Consider the following 18,122-nt stretch of genomic DNA (forward strand, 5'->3'; position numbering starts at 1 on the left):
GCTACTCGGCAGCGAGCGACGCCCCGTGCAATACCCCGGAAACATCCGGGCAGCAGTGGCGAAACCCTTGCAGCGCACCATCACTCGCATGCAGCGCCACACCCGCCCCGTCCGTCGCCTCACCGCGCCCGAGCTCGCCCGCCCCGCCGAGGGGCCGCGGATCGTCGCCTACCGGTGCGGCGTGCACGAGACCTTCCGCATCCTGTGGCCGGAGGTCGACGCGCCCCTGGTCCACCCGTGCCCGGAGTGCGCGGGCGCCTCCCTTCGCCTCATCGGCACCCGTCCCGACGCCGCCTGACGAAGGGGGTCAGGTCACCGCCCGCAGCAGCCGGGTGCCAGAGCCGCGGGCCTCGAGGCCGGCGAGCGCGGCATCGAGGTCGGGCGCGACGACGACGTCGTCGAGGCTCGCCTGCGACATGAAGCCGGCCTGCGAGATGCCGCGGAGGGACTCGAGCAGCGGGGTCCAGAAGCCGTCGGCGTCGAGGAAGCCGACCGGCTTGTCGAGCAGGCCGATCTGCCGCCAGGTCCACACCTCGAAGACCTCCTCGAGCGTGCCCATGCCGCCCGGCAGCGCGAGGAAGGCGCTCGTCAGGTCAGCCATGAGGGCCTTGCGCTCGTGCATCGTCTCGACGACGTGCACCTCGGTGAGGTCGTCGCGGCCCCACTCCCGCTCGATCATGAAGGAGGGGATCACGCCGATGACCTCGCCCCCTGCGTCGAGCGCACCCTGGGCCACGGCGCCCATGAGGCCACCGCCGCCCGCGCCGTAGACCAGGCCGATCTCCCGGCGGGCCAGCTCGGCCCCGACGTCGTGCGCGAAGTCCACCCAGCGAGGGTCGGTGCCGGGGGTCGAGCCGCAGAAGACGGTGAGGCGCGTGATCACGGGTCGACGATAGAGCCCTTCGAGACGCTTGCAGAGCAAGCTCCTCAGGGACCGGGGGTTGGCGGCCCTTCGAGACGCTTGCAGAGCAAGCTCCTCAGGGACCGGGGGTTGGCGGCCCTTCGAGACGCTTGCAGAGCAAGCTCCTCAGGGACCGGGGCAGACGACAGACTGGGGGCATGTGGCAGCCACTGACGCGCGGGCAGCGCGGGTACCTCCTCGCGAGCCTGACCCTGGCCAACGTCGTCAACTTCTACGACCGGACGATCCCGGCCGTCATCGTCGAACCGCTCAAGGAGGAGTTCGGCCTCACCGACACGATGGTCGGCGTGCTCGGCGGGTCCTTCACCGTCGTCTACGCCATCGCCGGCGTGCTCCTCGGTCGGCTCGCCGACCGGGTCCCGCGTCGCTACGTCATGGCGGCCGGACTCGTCGTGTGGAGCCTCTTCACCGGGGCGAGCGGGCTCGTGCAGGGCTTCCTCTTCCTCTTCCTCTTCCGCCTGGGTGTCGGCATCGGCGAGGCGAGCTACGGCCCGGCGTCCAATGCGCTGATCTGCGACGTCTACGCGCCGAAGCGCCGAAGCCGCGCCATCAGCATCGTCTCACTCGGGATCCCCGTGGGCCTGCTCCTCGCCTTCCTCACCGTCGGCGTGCTCGTCGAGGCCACGGGGACGTGGCGGGCTCCCTTCGTCATCGCGGCGGTACCCGGCCTGCTCCTCGCGATCGCCGTCCTCTTCGTCAAGGAACCGGCCCGCGGAGCCACCGACACCGTCGAGCTGCGCGCGCAGGAGCAGGAGCGGCACCCCTATCGCGCGGTGCTGCGTATCCGCACGATCACCTGGCTCATGGTCGCCGGCATCGGGCTGCAGATCCCGACGTACGGCGTCGCGACCTTCGTCGTGCCGCTGCTCCAGCGCTACTTCGGCCTGTCGATCGGGTCGGCGTCCATCGGCGCCGGCGCGATCCTCGGGCTCGCGGGCATCGTCGGGCTGCTGCTCGGCGGGCGCCTGGCCGACCGGGCCTCCGACCGACACCCCGCGGGTCGACTCGTCGTCGCCGCAGCCGGCTTCGCCGCCGCAATCCCCCCTGACGCTCGCCGCCCTGCTGCTCGGCCCCGGGAGCGCCGCGGCCTTCGTCGCGCTCTTCGCCGTCGGGTGGACGGGCACCCAGTTCCTCTCCGCGGCAGCATCACCCGCGATCGCCGACGTCACCCCACCCCAGCTGCGGGCCACCGCGATCGCGGTCTACTTCGCCTCCTTCAACCTCGTCGGCGCGACGATCGGGCCGATCCTCGTCGGCGCCCTCTCGGACGGCCTCGCCACACCGGTCGACGGCCTGGCCGCCGATGCCGTCGGCCTGCACCGCGCACTGCTCACGGTGATCCCGATCGGCCTGGCGATCGCCGTGCTCGGTGCGTGGCGGGCCAGCCGGGCGCTGCCCCACGACCGCGAGGCGATGACGCCCTTCGAGACGGCTCGTCCCTCGCCTCCTCAGGGACCGGGCCCTGTCACCCCCGCAGCGTGACCGCGGCCAGCAGGCGGGTGAGCCGCTGCGCCATTTGCTCTGCGGTGTGGTCGTCGTGCTCCTGCCACCACGCGACCGCGGCCTCGACGATCGACTCCCAGATGCGGTCGAGCAGGTCGTGGTCGAGCGGGTCGGTCAGGCCTGCCGCCTCGAGGACGTCGCGGGTGCCGGCGGCCCCCATGAGGTGCAGCTGCTCGCGGTAGCCCTCGGCGAGCTCGGCCGCCCCCGACCCCGCGGGCAGGGTCTCGTCCTTGACGAGGGCCCAGGCGTACCGGTGCTCGGCCATCGCCGAGAAGATCGCGGTGAAGGTGTCGACGGCGCGCTCCCCGGGGTCGGTCGCCGTCTGGGCCTGCGCGATCGTGGCGACGAGGCGCGGCCCGACCTCCTCGAGGCAGGCCAGCGCGAGGTCGGCCTTGGAGCCGAAGACGTTGTGCACCATCGCCTTGGAGACCCCGGCGCGTGCGGCGACGTCGGCCATCGAGGCGCGCGCGTAGCCCTGGCTGCCGAGCTCCTCGACCGCCTCGTGCACGAGCTGCCGCCTGCGCTCGGCGCGGGCGACGCCCTTCGTCCCGATCGTGCTCACGGGGCCTCCTCCTGTGATCGGGCACATCTTGTCAGGCGCGCTAACTGACCCTATGGTCAGTTACGTTCGCCCACGGCAAAGGAGCCCCCATGGCACGCCCCGACCTGACCGTCCTCGCCATCCCCGCGTACATCGGGGCCATGGGTTTCGAGTTCTGGTGGCAGCGCCAGCACCCCGCCGCCGACGGTGAGGACCGCCCGGGCGACTACGAGCTCAACGACACGATCGCCAGCCTGAGCATGGGCATCGGCAGCCTCGTCGTCCCCCTCGCCACCGCTCCGCTCCTGCGCCGCCTCACTCCCGGCCAGTCGAAGGGGGGCACTGCCCTCCTCGCCGTCGCCGCGGCCGCCGGGGTCACGACGACGATCGGTGACGTCCTGCGCAGCCGTCGCCGCCAGGGGGGCGAGCTGCCCGAGGCCGGCACACTGCCCTCCGACGCACCAGAGCCGGTCACCGTCCGCTCCCGCGTCGACGCCCTCGGCCTGATGACCAGCGGATCCGCGGTCGCCGCCGTCGCCTCCTCGGCCGTCGCCGCCGCGACGATCTGGGCCGCCCAGACCTCCGCCACTCGGCTGACGAGACTCTCCCCCTTCGGCATGCGGACCGGCGCCGCCAGCTACCTGCTCGGGATCGCGGCCTGGGACTTCGTCTACTACTGGAACCACCGCCTCGCCCACGAGTCACGCTGGATGTGGGCCGTGCACGTCGTCCACCACAGCAGCGAGCGGTACAACCTCTCGACCGCGCTGCGGCAGCCGGTCGCCGAGGGATTCACGATGGTCGTGCCCTACGGGCTGCTCGCCCTCATGGGGATCCCGCCGCGCTACATCGAGGACGCGCGGGCGATCAACCTCATCTACCAGTTCTGGATCCACACCGAGGCCGTCCGCTCGATCGGCTGGCTCGAGAAGGTGCTCAACACCCCGAGCCACCACCGCGCCCACCACGGCAGCCAGCGCCAGTACCTCGACATCAACCACGGTTCGATCCTCATCCTGTGGGACAAGCTCTTCGGCACCTTCGAGCCGGAGGTCGAGCGGGTGCGCTACGGCCTGACCCGCAACATCGACACCTTCAACCTCGGGACGATCGCCACGCACGAGTGGCGCGACATGGCCAAGGACATCTCGACGGCGCCGACCTGGTCGGACCGCTTCGGCTTCCTCTTGCGCGGCCCGGGCTGGGCCTACGAGCGGCGCGAGCAGCTCGCGCCACCGGCCAACGAGCCGGTCGCCACGCCCGTCGCGGGCTGAGCCGGCAGGTCGGTCGACGGGGCGGGCGCTCGTGGAGCCCCACCGAACCGCAACTCAGTAGTACACGGCGAGCGGGCCGCGCGGCCCGTCGACCACCTGGACCGCGGTGTCGAAGACGCGGGTGAGCACCTCGTCGGTCATGATCTGCTCCGGCGGGCCGAACTCGACGACCCGCCCGTCCTTGACTGCGCAGATCCGGTCGGCGTAGTGGCCGGCGAAGTTGATGTCGTGGAGCACGACGATGATCGTGCGGCCGAGCTCGGTGGCCGCCCGGCGCAGGTGCCGCATCATGTGCACCGAGTGCTGCATGTCGAGGTTGTTGAGCGGCTCGTCGAGCAGCACGTAGTCGGTGTCCTGGGCGAGCACCATCGCGACGTACGCCCGCTGCCGCTGCCCTCCGGAGAGCTGGTCGAGGTAGCGCCCCTCGAGCGCGGTGAGGTCGAGGAAGTCGATCGAGCGGGAGATGACCTCCTCGTCCTGCACGGTCAGCCGCCCCTGCGAGTGGGGGAAGCGGCCGAAGCCGACGAGCTGGCGCACGGTGAGCCGGGTGATGAAGTGGTTTTCCTGGCGCAGGATCGAGACGATCTTGGCCAGGTCCTTGGACTTCGTACTCGCGACGTCGTAGCCGGCGATCTCGATGACGCCCTCGTCGATGTCGAGCAGCCGGCCGACCATCGTCAGCAGCGTCGACTTGCCCGCGCCGTTGGGCCCGACGAGCGCGGTCACCCCGCCCGCCGGGATCTCGAGGTCGACCGGACCGATCGTCACCTCGCTGCCATAGGTCTTGCGCACATCGGTCAGGGTGATCACAGGCGCCCCTTCTTGAGGATGACGAGGAGGAAGACCGACCCGCCGACGAGCTCGATGATGATCGAGACGACGCCTTGGGCGTAGAAGACGTGCTTCATGACGACGTAGGCGCCGCAGAGCACGACGAAGCCGGTGAGCACCGCGACCGGGAAGATCCGCCGGTGGTCGTGGGTGTCGGCGAACTGGTAGGCGAGGGTCGCGACGAGGAACCCGAGGAAGGTCATCGGCCCGACGAGCGCGGTCGAGACGGCCATCAGCACCGAGACGAGGAAGAGCGTCACCATGAGCTCGCGCCGGTGGTCCAGCCCGAGGTTGGTCGCCGCGTCTCGGCCGAGGGCGACGACGTCGAGCCGGCGGGCCCGCCACCACAGCAGTCCCGCCGCGGCCAGGCACAGCGGGATCGCGATGGGGAAGTACATCGGGTCGGCGTTGGTCATGGAGCCGAACATCCGTGCGGTGAGCACGTCGAACTCGCTCGGCGTGAGCATCCGCCGCATGAAGGAGGAGACCGACGCGAGCCCACCGCCGATGACGATGCCGATGAGCAGCATGATCTGCACGTTGGCATAGCGCCCCGACAGCAGCCACCCGTAGAGCGCCAGCGAGAGCCCGACCATGAGCGCGATCTGCAGGACGAACTGCGGCAGCCCGGTGAGCATGCCGAGCCCGGACACGCCGAGGAAGTACACGGCCGCGGTCTGCACGGCGACGAAGAGCGACTCGAAGCCCATGATCGACGGCGTGATGATCCGGTTGTTGGTCACCGTCTGGAAGCTCACCGTCGCCATCGCCTGGCAGACCGCGACCACCGCCATCGCGACGAGCGAGCTGCCCCGCATCTGCGCAACGAGCCAGAACCCCTCGCTGCCGACCGGCATCGGGTTGTCCACCGCGAGGTGGGCGAAGCCCAGGCCGACGGCCAGCACGAGCAGGCCGACGAGCACGACCCGGTAGCGCCGGCGGGAGCGGGCGGTGGGAAGGGGGCCGGACTCGCGTGCTCCGCCGGTCGCCACGGGTGCGGTGAGCGGCGGGGTGGTGCGCGGCTGCGCGGGTGCCTCAGCCACGACGACGCTGCCGCAGGAGGAGGACGATGAAGACGACCGCGCCGACGACGCCGAGGATGAGCGATACGGGCACCTCGAAGGGGGCGATGATCGTGCGCCCGACGAGGTCGCAGACGGTGACGATGGCGATGCCTAGCAGGCAGACCCACGGCAGGTTGCTGCGCAGGTCGTCGCCGCGCCACATCGAGATGATGTTGGGGACGATGAGCCCGAGGAAGGGCAGGTTGCCGACGACGACCGTGACGACCCCGGTCGCGACGGCGACGAGGACCGTGCCGATGAGGACGACCTGGTTGTAGTTGAGCCCGACATTCGTCGAGATCTCCTCGCCGAGGCCGGCGACGGTGAAGCGGTCCGCGACGACGAAGATCGCGATCGCGACGAGGGCGACGATCCACAGCACCTCGTACTGGCCGCGCAGGACCGAGGTGAAGCTGCCGGCGAACCAGATCCCGAGGTTCTGCAGCATGTCGGTCTGCAGCGCGATGAAGGTCGAGACTGACCCGACGACGGCGCCGAGCATGATCCCCACGATCGGGACGATGAGCGAGGACCGGAGGGTCACCCTTCGCAGGAAGAGGAAGAAGACCATCGTGCCGATGAAGGCTGCGATGATCGCCCCGATCATCCGCTCGAGGAGGCTGGCCCCGGGGAAGAGGATCATCACGGTGAGCAGGCCCAGGCCGGCCCACTCGGTCGTGCCGGTCGTCGTCGGCTCGACGAAGCGGTTCTGGGTCAGCAGCTGCATGACCAGGCCCGACATCGCCATCGCGGCGCCGGCGAGGACGAGGGCGACGGTCCGCGGGATGCGGGTGATGGCGAACATCTCGCCGCCCCGGTCGCCGTCGAAGATGTCGTACACCCCGGTGAGCAGCGACACGACGAGGAGCCCGCCCACGGCGAGGATGCCGAGGACGAGCTTCGCGTCGAGGAGGCGCCCCTTGGAGGCGACGCGCTCCGCCGTCGTGGTCGTCAGCTCTTCTTCCCCTCCAGCGCGTCGGCGAAGTCCTCGAAGAACTCGGTGAAGGTCTGGATGCCCTCGTTGGTGTAGGTGTCGGCCGGGGCGAAGACGACCTGTCCCTCCTTGACCGCGGTGACGTCCTGGAGCGCCTCGGAGTCCTCGATGAGCTGCTTGGCAGGCGTGTAGCCCTCCTCGTCGGCGGCGATGGCGGCGTCCCGGTCGAGGACGAGGATCCAGTCGGGGTCGGCCTTGGCGATCGCCTCGACGGACACCTCGTCGCCCTGGTGGTCGTCGCTCGCACCCTCGACCTCGAGGGCGGGCTCGAGGTCGAAGAGGTCGAAGACCGGGCCGAAGGTCTGGCCGACGGTCGGCGCGATGTAGCCGAGCTCTCCGCCGGAGGTGTTGATCGCCATGACGGTGTCGCCCGGCTCGTAGGCCTCCTTGACCCGCGCGACCTGCGCGTCGAGGTCCTCGCCGAGGGTCTTGGCCTCGTCCTGCTTGCCGAAGACCTCGCCGAGCACCTCGGTCTGCCGCTTGAGCTCGGTGTCGAGCGGCTCGCCCTCGCGCGGGTCGAGGTTGAGGAAGGCTGCGTCCGGCGCGAGCTCCTTGAGCTTGGCCTCGTGCTGGGTGAAGCGCTGGCCGTTGATGACGAGGTCGGGCTTCGCGGCGACGATGGCCTCGAGGTCGGGTTCGCGATGGGTGCCGAGGTCGACGAGGTCCTTGTCCTTCGTGTAGGAGATCGTCTCGGGCATGAGGCTCACCGCGGCGGCGGAGAGCTCGACGTCCCAGTCGGCGAGGGTCTCGAAGGTCCGGTTGTCGGTCGCGACGACCGAGGTCGGCTCCTGCGGCACCTGCTGCGTGCCGTTGTTGTCCTCGACCGCGATGGTCGGGCCGGATGCGGAGTCGGAGTCGGACGATCCGCAGGCGGACAGGGCGAGGGCGAGACCGCTGACGAGGGCCAGCGAACGAGTGCGGCTGAGCACGATGAGGTCCTTTGCGAAGGGGGGTGGCCGCGTCGGGTGGGCCACCTCGCCGCGGAGTTTGTAAGGATAGCCTCAGCAACCCCGAACCTGTCACGCGGGTTCCGCTGTGCGGAACGCTCCCGCCCCGCCCCGGGTCAGGGTGAGCGTGTCCCCCTTCGTCCGCCGCGGCCAGCGAGGTGTCGGCGCAGCGGTGCACGATGGCCTCGTGACGACCACCGTCTTCTTCCACGCCCACCCCGACGACGAGGCCAGCGGGACCTCCGGATCCATGGCTCTCACCGCGCGCGCCGGCGGCCGCGTGGTCGTCGTCTACGCCACCGGTGGCGAGCACGGCACCGTCCCCGACGACCTGGGCGAAGGGAGGAGCCTCGCCGACCACCGTCGGCAGGAGGCCGAGGCCTCGGCCGCCGTCACGGGCACCGCCCGCGTCGTCTGGCTGGGCTACGTCGACTCCGGCATGACCGGCTGGGAGCACAACGCCTGGGACGGGTCCTTCCACGGCGCCGACCTCGACGAGGCCGCCGCCCGGCTGGCCGCGGTCCTCGACGAGGAGGACGCCGACATCCTCGTCGGCTACGACTGGCACGGCGGCTACGGCCACCCCGACCACGTCAAGGTGCACCACGTCGCCCACCGCGCGGCCGAGCTGGCCGCCCGCCGCCCCCGCGTGCTCGAAAACACGATGAACCGCGACCGGATGCGCGAGCAGATCGAGGCGGCCAAGGCGATGGGCATCGACCCGGGCTTCTCGCCCGACGATCCGATGGACGACGGCAACCCGATGGGCCTGCCGCAGAGCGAGATCCACCACGCCGTCGACGTCACCGAGGTCATCGACGTCAAGCGCGCGGCCCTGGCCTGCCATGCCTCGCAGAGTGACGTGCAGCAGATGCTGCAGATGCCGCGCGAGATCTTCGCCGCGGCCTTCGGCGTCGAGCACTACGCCGAGCCGGCGCGACCCGAAGGGATGGGCAGCGCGCTCCCCTTCGCCTGACCGGACCGCGGGGACCACGCGGGAACCAGGACCCCTCCTCGGCACCGGTTCCCGAGGAGCAAACGCAGGGTAGGCGTGCCTTACCCCCATGGCCTACCGTGCAGCCATGGGCAAGAAGGTGAAGATCGGCAAGGTCAAGGTCAAGGAGAAGTGCTGCGTCAGCAAGAAGCGCTGCAGCTCCTGCCCGATCCGCCTGCTCAAGGAGGGGCGCCTCCCTGACGGCTATGCCGTCCACAAGCGCAAGCTCGTCACGGCCAAGGCCAAGGAGCGGCTCCGCAAGGCCGCGTAGGGTCGCCTGTCCTTGCTGGAACGGTTCCAGACACGGGTCTAGCGTGAGGCCCCATGACCACGTCGAAGTTCGCCGCCCAGCTGACCGCCCAGATCGGCGAGGAGTTCGCTGCCCACCACCAGTACCTCGCGATCGCCGCCCACTACGAGAGCATGACGCTGCCGCAGCTGGCGGGCTTCTTCTACCGTCAGGCCGCCGAGGAGCGCGGCCACGCGATGATGATGGTCCAGTACCTGCTCGACACCGACCAGCCGGTGCGCATCCCCGCAACCCCGGCCCCGACCAGCGACTTCGACGGCGTGGTCACGCCCATCGAGCTCGCCGTCGCCCAGGAAAAGAGGGTCACCCAGCAGATCAACGAGCTGACCCGGGTCGCGCGGGACGACAACGACTTCGCCGCCGAGCAGTTCATGCAGTGGTTCATCAAGGAGCAGGTCGAAGAGGTCTCGACGATGCAGGACCTGCTGACCGTGGCCCAGCGCAGCGCCGACGACCTCAACGACATCGAGACCTACGTCGAGCGGGACCTGGGGACCGGCGGCGCGGACGCCACCGCCCCGCCGCAGGCCGGCGCCTGATCGACGGGAGCCAGCGCGAAGGGGGTCAGCGCGGGCTGACCCGCACCCGACCGTCCACGACCGCGAAGGTCACGTCGACGAGCGAGCTCACCACGAGGTCGGCGTCCGAGAGGGCGCCGGCCTCGCTCGTCGTCGTCACGGCGAGCACGGCGCAGCCGGCCGCCCGGGCCGCGGTGATGCCACTCGGCGCGTCCTCGCACACGAGGCAGTCGGCCGGGTCGACCCCGAGACGCTGCGCCGCGAGGAGGAAGGGGTCGGGGTGCGGCTTGCCCCGCTCGACGTCGTCGAAGGTGACGACCTCGTCGATGGCGATGCGGGCGGCCGCGAGCCGGACCGTGGCAAGGTCACGGGTCGCCGAGGTCGCCACGGCGACAGGCGCGTGCGCCAGCGCCTCCAGCGCGTCGTGCACACCGGGCAGCGCGATGACTCCCTCGACGTCGTCGACCTCGAGCTGCTCGATCCGGCGCAGTGCCGCGGCCGCGTCGAGGTGGGGCGCGACCGAGGCGATGATCGCCGCCGCCGGCATGCCGTGGTGGCCGACGAGCGTGTAGGGGTTGACCCCGTGCTCGACCGCCCACCGTACCCACGAGCGCTCGACCGAGCCGGTCGAGTCGACGAGGGTGCCGTCGTTGTCGAAGATGACGGCGGCGAAGGTGCGGTCGGCGAGGCTCATGGCTCGACCCTAGGTGTCCCGTCCGGACGAAGGGAGCCGCTCCGCTCCCGGCGGGGAGGGGCAAGGGGCTGCGCCCGCCACATGGCCTGCGCATTTCCCTAGGCAAATGCGCAGGGGGTGCGCATTTGCCTAGGGAAACGGCGGGGGGATCGCATTTGCCTAGGGAAATGCGCAGGTGGCGGGTCGGGGTGGGTGTGGGCCGTATCCTCGAACCCCGTGAGCACCACCCCTGACGACGCCTCGACCACGCCCGACGTGGCCGGCGTCGACCCCGAGGACCTGGCCACCACCCTTCGTGTCCTGGGGATGCTGCACGAGCTGCCCCCGGGCCACGAGGACATCGCCAAGGTCAAGCGGGCCGCCGGCACGATGTACAACCGGGTGAAGAAGGCCCGGCGGCGGGAGGCCCGGCAGGCCGAGCGCGGCCCCAAGATGGCGCACGACCAGGCCGTGCTCGACAAGACCGCGACCGGCTCACCGCTGCGCATCGACGACGAGACGAAGGGGATCCCGCTCGCCGCGACGAGCGAGAGCCGCTTCGTCGGGGAGCTGCAGATCCCGCGCGGCTGCTACATCTGCCACGCCGACTACACGCTCGTCGACGCCTTCTACCACTGGCTCTGCCCGGACTGCGCCGCGATGAGCCACACCCGCCGCGACCAGGGCACCGACCTGCGCGGTCGCCGTGCGCTGCTCACCGGTGGGCGGGCCAAGATCGGCATGTACATCGCGCTGCGGCTGCTGCGTGACGGGGCCGACCTGACGATCACGACCCGATTTCCGCGCGACGCGGCCCGGCGCTTCGCCGAGCTCGCGGACTCGCCGGAGTGGATCGACCGGCTGACGATCGTCGGCATCGACCTGCGCGACCCGACCCAGGTCGTCGCGCTCACCGACGAGATCGCCGCCCGCGGGCCGCTCGACATCCTCATCAACAACGCCTGCCAGACGGTGCGCCGCTCCCCCGGCGCCTACAGCCAGCTCGTCGACGGCGAGTCGCAGCCCCTCGAGATCGCCGGGCCGACATCGGCGACGATCTCCTTCGACCGGGTGAGCGATGCCCACCCCGCCGCGCTCGTCGGGACGCTCGGCGAGCATCCCGTGCCGCACGAGGAGCTCACCGGGCGCAGCGCCGCCGACCTGACCCGGCTGGCCCTGTCCGCCGGCAACGCCTCCCTCGAGGCCCACCTCGCGGGCACTGCCGTCGACGCCGGCGGGCTGCTCCCCGACGTCGTCACGACCAACTCGTGGAAGCAGACCGTCGACGAGGTCCACCCCCTCGAGCTGCTCGAGGTGCAGATGTGCAACTCGGTGGCCCCCTTCCTCCTCGTCTCGCGGCTGCGCCCGGCCATGCGGGCGGCAGTCGAGCGCCGCCGCCAGGTCGTCGGCGACGCCGCCCGGGCCTACGTCGTCAACGTCTCGGCGATGGAGGGGCAGTTTTCCCGCCGGTACAAGGGCGCCGGCCACCCACACACCAACATGGCCAAGGCGGCGCTCAACATGCTGACCCGCACCTCCGCCGGCGAGATGTACGACACCGACAAGATCCTCATGACGGCGGTCGACACCGGCTGGATCACCGACGAGCGACCGCACCACGAAAAGCTCGAGATCGCCGCCCAGGGCTGGCACGCGCCCCTCGACCTCGTCGACGGCGCCGCCCGCGTCTACGACCCGATCGTCCGTGGCGAGCGCGGCGAGGACCTCTACGGCGTCTTCCTCAAGAACTTCGAGCCCTACGCCTGGTAGGCGGGCTGGCGTCCCTTCGAGACGGTCGCGGGGCGACCTCCTCAGGGACCGGAGGTCGGCAGGCACAGGCGGCCTCACTCCTCAGGGACCGGAAGGGGCTACGGTGATCCAGAGCACGTCGTCTCACGAAGGGAGAAGCAGCGATGGCACCGAAGGACTCGACCTTCCTCGGCTGGCCCGTGCTGCGGCAGCTGGCCTCGGGCGACTTCCTCGGGCGCGGCAACGCGGTCACCTCGCGCCGCACGCGCGAGACCGAGCCGCGCACCTCGACGGCAGACCGCGTCGTGCAGAGCGTCTGCCCCTACTGCGCCGTCGGCTGCGGCCAGCGCGTCTTCGTCAAGGACGAGCAGGTCGTCCAGATCGAGGGTGACCCGGACTCGCCGGTGAGCCGGGGGCGCCTGTGCCCCAAGGGCGCTGCGAGCGAGCAGCTGGTCAACTCGCCGACCCGGCAGACGCACGTGCTCTACCGCGCGCCGGGGGCCACGGACTTCGAGCGGATCGAGCTCGACGAGGCCATCGACATGGTCGCCGACCGCTTCCTCGCCTCGCGCCGCGCGAAGTGGCAGGACCACGACGAGCACGGCCGCCCCCTTCGGCGCACGATGGGCATCGCCTCGCTCGGGGGAGCCACCCTCGACAACGAGGAGAACTACCTCATCAAGAAGCTCTTCACGGCGGCCGGCGCGATCCAGATCGAGAACCAGGCGCGTATTTGACACTCCGCCACGGTTCCCAGTCTGGGAGCCTCCTTCGGGCGCGGCGGCGCCACCCAGTCCCTTCAGGACATGGCCAACGCGGACTGCATCATCATCCAGGGCTCCAACATGGCCGAGTGCCACCCGGTGGGCTTCCAGTGGGTCTCCGAGGCCAAAGCCCGCGGTGCGCGGATCATCCACATCGACCCGCGCTTCACCCGCACCTCCGCGATCGCTGACACGCACGTCGCGATCCGGGCGGGCACCGACGTCGTGCTGCTCGGCGCGCTCATCAAGCACGTCGTCGACAACGACCTCTTCTTCCGTGACTACGTCGTGGCCTACACCAATGCCGCGACGCTCGTCGGCGAGGACTTCGTCGACACCGAGGACCTCGACGGCGTCTTCTCCGGCTACGACGAGCGGACCGGCACCTACGACATGAGCTCGTGGGCCTACGCCGAACGCGAGGACGGCGAAGGGGCGAGTGACGACGAGGTCGGCGGCCCGAGCGGTGGTCACGAGCACGGAGCGCACAAGAGCGCCCGCGCCGCGGGCGACCAGCACGGCGCGGCCGGGCCCGCGCTCGAGCACGCGAAGGTCGAGCGCGACGAGACTCTGCAGCACCCCCGCTCGGTCTTCCAGGTGCTCAAGCGGCACTACGCGCGCTACACGCCCGAGATGGTCGAGGAGGTGTGCGGCATCCCGCAGTGGCAGTTCCGTGAGATCGCCGATGCGCTGACGAGCAACTCAGGTCGCGAGCGCACGACCTGCTTCGCCTATGCCCTCGGCTGGACCCAGCACAGCCTCGGCGCGCAGTTCATCCGCACCGCCGCGATCCTCCAGCTGCTCATGGGCAATGTCGGCCGACCGGGCAGCGGCATCATGGCGCTGCGCGGGCACGCGAGCATCCAGGGCTCGACTGACATCCCGACCCTCTTCAACCTCCTGCCCGGCTACCTGCCGATGCCGGTGGTCGGCACGCACGACAGCCTCGAGCAGTACCTGGCGAGCATCTCCTCGCCGCTGCAGAAGGGCTTCTGGACCGAGGCGCCGGCCTACACCGCGAGCCTGCTCAAGGCGTGGTTCGGTGACGCGGCGACCCCCGACAACGACTTCTGCTTCGACTACCTGCCGCGCCTGACCGGCGCCCACGGCACCTACCAGACGGTGATGTCGATGCTCGAGGACGAGGTCGAGGGCTACTTCGTGCTCGGGCAAAATCCCGCGGTCGGCTCCGCCCACGGCAAGATGCAGCGGCTGGCGATGACGCACCTCAAGTGGGTCGTCGTCCGCGACTTCCAGCTCATCGAGTCGGCGACCTTCTGGAAGGACTCCCCCGAGATCGCCAGCGGCGAGCTCAAGACCGAGGACATCGACACCGAGGTCTTCTTCTTCCCCGCGGCCAACCACGTGGAAAAGTCGGGCACCTTCACCCAGACCCAGCGGATGCTCCAGTGGCACCACCAGGCCGTGCAGCCGCCGAACGACGCGCAGAGCGAGCTCGAGTTCTTCCACGAGCTCGGCGTGCGCATCCGCGAGCGCCTCGCCGACTCGACCGACGAGCGTGACCGCCCGCTGCTCGACCTCACGTGGGACTACCCCAAGGACGAGCACGGCGAGACCGACGCCGAGGCGGTCCTGCGCGAGATCAACGGCTACCACGTCTCCGGCGAGCGGGCCGGGCAGCTGCTCGACAAGTTCGCCGACATGAAGGCCGACGGCTCGACCTCGGGCGGCTGCTGGATCTACACCGGCGTCTACGCCGGCGGGGTCAACAAGTCGGCCAACCGCGTGCCCGGGCCGGAGCAGGACGAAACCGCCGCGCAGTGGGGCTGGGCCTGGCCGATGAACCGGCGCATCCTCTACAACCGCGCCTCCGCCGACCCCCCAGGGGCGGCCGTGGAGCGAGCGCAAGAAGTACATCTGGTGGGACGAGACGGAGCAGAAGTGGACGGGCAAGGACGTCCCCGACTTCCCCGTCGACCGCGACCCGTCCTTCCGGCCCGACCCTGACGTCGGCGGGCCGGCGGCCATCGCCGGCGACGACCCCTTCATCATGCAGGCGGACGGCAAGGGCTGGCTCTTCGCGCCCAAGGGCATGGTCGACGGTCCGCTCCCTTCGCACTACGAGGCGCAGGAGTCACCGGTCGCCAACCCGCTCTACGGGCAGCAGCGCAACCCGGCCCGGCTGGTCTACCCGCGCAAGGACAACCTGTGGAGTCCCTCCGGGGACGAGCCGGGGTCGGACGTCTACCCCTTCGTCTTCACGACCTATCGCCTGACCGAGCACCACACGGCCGGCGGCATGAGCCGGTGGCTGCCCTACCTGTCGGAGCTGCAGCCCGAGATGTTCTGCGAGGTCTCGCCCGAGCTCGCCGAGCAGCAGGGCCTCGTCAACGGAGAGTGGGCGACACTCATCTCGGCCCGCAGCGCCATCGAGGCACGCGTGCTCGTCACCGAGCGGATGACCCCGCTGACGATCAAGGGCCGCACGATCCACCAGATCGGTCTGCCCTACCACTGGGGCGTCGGCCGCGATGCCGTCGTCGAGGGCGACGGGGCCAACGACCTGCTCGGCATCGCGCTCGACCCCAACGTCCAGATCCAGGAGTCGAAGGTGGGTTTGTGCGACATCATCCCCGGCCGTCGGCCGCGTGGGGAGGAGCTGCTGCGCTTCGTCGCCGAGTACCAGTCCCGCTCGGGCACCACCGTCGAGACGGGCAACACCCACCGCGACGAGCCCCACGACGAAGGGAGACCGTGATGGGCTACCTCGCCCGCCAGCTCGCCGGGGCCACCGACCCGGCCCGTGACGCCGGGTGGCAGGAGGCGCCCGAGCGCAAGGGATTCTTCACCGACACCTCGATCTGCATCGGCTGCAAGGCCTGCGAGGTCGCGTGCAAGGAGTGGAACGGCATCCCGCTCGACGGGCTGGCCATCACCGGCAACTCCTACGACAACACCGGCGACCTCGGTGCGAGCACGTGGCGACACGTCGCCTTCGTCGAGCAGACCCGCGAGCGGATCGAGGCCGCCCGCGAGTCCGGGCAGCGGCTCGTGGACCTGGGCATGCCGTCCCTTCGAGACTCCTCGCGTGCAGAGCAAGCTCGGACCTCAGGGACCGGAGGTGCGGCGCCGGCCGGCTACGGCACCCTGCCTGCGCCGATCGAGGGGCACGGGCCCGCACTGACCGACATGCTCGCCGCCCTTCGAGACGGCGCTGGCGCGCCTCCTCAGGGACCGGGAGAGGACCTCGGCCTGACCGCGGACGGCGTGCCGATGGTCGGAGCGGTGCCGGAGTTTCGCTGGTTGATGTCCTCCGACGTGTGCAAGCACTGCACCCACGCCGGCTGCCTCGATGTGTGCCCGACGGGTGCGCTCTTCCGCAGCGAGCACGGCACGGTCGTCGTCCAGGCCGACATCTGCAACGGCTGCGGCTACTGCGTCGGCGCCTGCCCCTTCGGCGTCATCGAGCGACGCAACGACGCGAGTGTCTCGGTCCGGGCCGACGACCACGTGCCCAACGTGGGCGTCGCGCAGAAGTGCACGCTCTGCTACGACCGTCTCTCCCACGACCAGACACCCGCGTGCGCGCAGACCTGCCCGACGACGTCGATCAAGTTCGGCACCCACGACGACATGGTCGCCACGGCGAAGGCGCGCGTGGCGCAGCTGCACGAGCAGGGCTTCACCGAGGCGCGCCTCTACGGGGCCAACGAGCACGACGGGGTCGGCGGCACCGGCTCGGTCTTCCTCCTGCTCGACGAGCCCGAGGTGTACGGGCTGCCGCCGGACCCCGAGGCCCCGACCAAGCGCCTGCCCGAGATGTTCCGCGCCGCCGGCCTCGCCGGGGTCGGCCTGCTCGGCGCCGTCGCCGTCTCCTTCCTCGGGAGCCGATCGTGACGACCTCTCCCTTCGACAGCTACCGACCGCCCGAGGAGGGTGGTCGGCGGCGCCGGCGCGACCGCGCGTCCCTTCGAGGCTCCTCCGTCGCACCTCAGGGACCGAGGAGGGCCGGCGCCGCCCGCAGCTGGCTCACCCGCGAGGGCGGGGGCCGACGCGAGGCGCCGGCGGTGCCGGACGCGGAGTTCAGCAGCTACTACGGCCAGCCGATCGTCAAGCCGGTGCCGTGGGACCACAAGATCTCCGCCTATCTCTTCGTCGGCGGCATCGCCGGTGTCTCCGGCATCGTCCAGGCGGGCGCTGCGGCCACGGGCAACTCCGTGCTGCAACGCAACTCGCGCCTGACGGCGATGGCTGCCGTAGGCCTCAGCGGCATCGCTCTCGTCGCCGACCTCGGCCGGCCCGAGCGCTTCCTCAACATGATGCGCACGGTCAAGCTCACCTCACCGATGTCCGTCGGCACGTGGATCCTGTCCGCCTACGCGGGCTTCGCCGGGGTGACCACGGGCGCCGAGGTGCTGCGCCTGCTGCCCTCCCGTGGTCCGGTACCCGCGCTCACCCGGGTCACCGATGCCCTCGGCACGCCCTCGACCATCGGCCAGGCCGCCTTCGGCGCCCCGCTCGCGGCCTACACGGCGGTGCTGCTCGCCGACACCGCGCACCCGGTGTGGCACGAGAGCCGGCGGCAGCTCCCCTTCGTCTTCGTCGGGTCGGCCGCGCTGGCCGCCGGCGGCGTGCAGATGGTGCTCACGCCCACGGCCCTCGCCGGACCGGTGCGACGACTGGCGCTGCTCGGTGTCGGCACCGAGCTGCTCGCCATGCACCGCCTCGAGGAGCACCTCACCGACCTGGGCATCGACGAGCCCGTGCGCACCGGCACTGCAGGCGGTCGCCTGCGCCTGGCCCGCGCCCTCGCCATCGGTGGCGGTCTCGGCACCCTGCTCGCCGGACGCAGTCGGCTCGTCGCCATCGCCTCCGGCGCCGCCCTCGCCACGGCGTCGGCACTGACCCGCATGGGCATCGTCGAGGCAGGCATCGAGTCGGCCAAGGACCCGCGCTACACCGTCCGGGTGCAGCGCGACCGCCTCGAGCGTCGTCGCAGGGAGGGCATCGTCCACGACAGCAGCGTCACCGTCCGGTAGCACGGCGTCACCCTCCGGTGGCACCCGATCAGTGGGAG

The 18,122-nt window shown here is 70.9% G+C and carries 15 protein-coding genes and 2 pseudogenes; 10 read left to right on the forward strand and 7 right to left on the reverse strand.

The features are described from left to right. Positions 1-88 precede the first annotated feature (88 nt). Positions 89-298 (forward strand): hypothetical protein, encoded by a 210-nt coding sequence (locus tag B277_RS06470; protein WP_040881005.1) that lies wholly within the window; start codon positions 89-91, stop codon positions 296-298. Between the two features lie 9 nt (positions 299-307). Here B277_RS06470 and B277_RS06475 read toward each other — a convergent pair whose 3' ends face one another. Beyond that, the gene (locus B277_RS06475; protein ID WP_202948417.1) at positions 308-883 is read right to left on the reverse strand and encodes an LOG family protein; all 576 of its coding nucleotides are present in this window, start codon (positions 881-883) and stop codon (positions 308-310) included. Positions 884-1,059: 176 nt separating this feature from the next. Between B277_RS06475 and B277_RS18365 the strand changes: the two genes are divergently transcribed. After that, positions 1,060-2,607, forward strand: a complete 1,548-nt coding sequence (locus B277_RS18365) for a spinster family MFS transporter (RefSeq protein ID WP_007926418.1) — start codon at positions 1,060-1,062, stop codon at positions 2,605-2,607. A gap of 200 nt (positions 2,608-2,807) precedes the next feature. On the opposite strand, the pseudogene B277_RS19495 reads toward B277_RS18365, so the two are convergent. Continuing rightward, positions 2,808-3,014 (reverse strand): annotated as a pseudogene (locus tag B277_RS19495) (TetR/AcrR family transcriptional regulator); the annotation flags it as partial. 62 nt (positions 3,015-3,076) lie between these two features. Here B277_RS19495 and B277_RS19500 point away from each other — a divergent pair. Beyond that, the gene (locus B277_RS19500; protein WP_007926421.1) at positions 3,077-4,240 is read left to right on the forward strand and encodes a sterol desaturase family protein; all 1,164 of its coding nucleotides are present in this window, start codon (positions 3,077-3,079) and stop codon (positions 4,238-4,240) included. Positions 4,241-4,294: 54 nt separating this feature from the next. Here B277_RS19500 and B277_RS06490 read toward each other — a convergent pair whose 3' ends face one another. The 4 genes from B277_RS06490 to B277_RS06505 are packed head-to-tail and all read right to left on the reverse strand — an operon-like array spanning position 4,295 to position 8,058. Then, positions 4,295-5,050, reverse strand: coding sequence for an iron ABC transporter ATP-binding protein (locus B277_RS06490; protein WP_007926423.1), 756 nt, complete (start codon positions 5,048-5,050; stop codon positions 4,295-4,297). After that, a complete protein-coding gene (locus B277_RS06495) occupies positions 5,047-6,114 on the reverse strand; it encodes an iron chelate uptake ABC transporter family permease subunit (protein ID WP_007926425.1) in 1,068 nt (355 codons plus the stop codon). The genes B277_RS06490 and B277_RS06495 overlap by 4 nt, the downstream gene beginning before the upstream one ends. Continuing rightward, positions 6,107-7,090 (reverse strand): ABC transporter permease, encoded by a 984-nt coding sequence (locus B277_RS06500; protein ID WP_040881021.1) that lies wholly within the window; start codon positions 7,088-7,090, stop codon positions 6,107-6,109. Before B277_RS06500 ends, B277_RS06495 begins: the two co-directional genes overlap by 8 nt. Beyond that, a complete protein-coding gene (locus B277_RS06505) occupies positions 7,087-8,058 on the reverse strand; it encodes a siderophore ABC transporter substrate-binding protein (protein WP_007926429.1) in 972 nt (323 codons plus the stop codon). Before B277_RS06505 ends, B277_RS06500 begins: the two co-directional genes overlap by 4 nt. Positions 8,059-8,263: 205 nt before the next feature. Between B277_RS06505 and B277_RS06510 the strand changes: the two genes are divergently transcribed. From B277_RS06510 to B277_RS06520, 3 genes are all read left to right on the forward strand, one after another. Then, positions 8,264-9,052, forward strand: a complete 789-nt coding sequence (locus tag B277_RS06510; protein ID WP_040881023.1) for a PIG-L deacetylase family protein — start codon at positions 8,264-8,266, stop codon at positions 9,050-9,052. A gap of 106 nt (positions 9,053-9,158) precedes the next feature. Beyond that, positions 9,159-9,341: a hypothetical protein gene (locus B277_RS06515; protein ID WP_040881024.1), complete on the forward strand. Its 183-nt coding sequence runs from the start codon at positions 9,159-9,161 to the stop codon at positions 9,339-9,341. A gap of 53 nt (positions 9,342-9,394) precedes the next feature. Continuing rightward, positions 9,395-9,919, forward strand: coding sequence for a ferritin (locus tag B277_RS06520; protein WP_007926436.1), 525 nt, complete (start codon positions 9,395-9,397; stop codon positions 9,917-9,919). A 25-nt stretch (positions 9,920-9,944) separates the two neighbouring features. On the opposite strand, the gene B277_RS06525 is transcribed toward B277_RS06520, so the two are convergent. Beyond that, a complete protein-coding gene (locus B277_RS06525; RefSeq protein ID WP_007926439.1) occupies positions 9,945-10,592 on the reverse strand; it encodes an HAD-IA family hydrolase in 648 nt (215 codons plus the stop codon). 216 nt (positions 10,593-10,808) lie between these two features. Between B277_RS06525 and B277_RS06530 the strand changes: the two genes are divergently transcribed. The 4 genes and pseudogenes from B277_RS06530 (at position 10,809) to nrfD (ending at position 18,084) form a co-directional block, all read left to right on the forward strand. Beyond that, positions 10,809-12,341 (forward strand): SDR family NAD(P)-dependent oxidoreductase, encoded by a 1,533-nt coding sequence (locus B277_RS06530; protein WP_007926441.1) that lies wholly within the window; start codon positions 10,809-10,811, stop codon positions 12,339-12,341. 143 nt (positions 12,342-12,484) lie between these two features. Beyond that, positions 12,485-15,803: pseudogene (gene fdh / locus B277_RS18975) on the forward strand (formate dehydrogenase). Next, positions 15,803-16,942, forward strand: coding sequence for a 4Fe-4S dicluster domain-containing protein (locus tag B277_RS06545; protein WP_007926445.1), 1,140 nt, complete (start codon positions 15,803-15,805; stop codon positions 16,940-16,942). Before fdh ends, B277_RS06545 begins: the two are co-directional and overlap by 1 nt. Next, entirely contained in the window at positions 16,939-18,084 is a 1,146-nt protein-coding gene (gene nrfD, locus B277_RS06550) for an NrfD/PsrC family molybdoenzyme membrane anchor subunit (protein WP_007926447.1), read from the forward strand. The genes B277_RS06545 and nrfD overlap by 4 nt, the downstream gene beginning before the upstream one ends. Positions 18,085-18,122: the final 38 nt, after the last annotated feature.

The organism is Janibacter hoylei PVAS-1, assembly GCF_000297495.1.
GTDB lineage: Bacteria > Actinomycetota > Actinomycetes > Actinomycetales > Dermatophilaceae > Janibacter > Janibacter hoylei.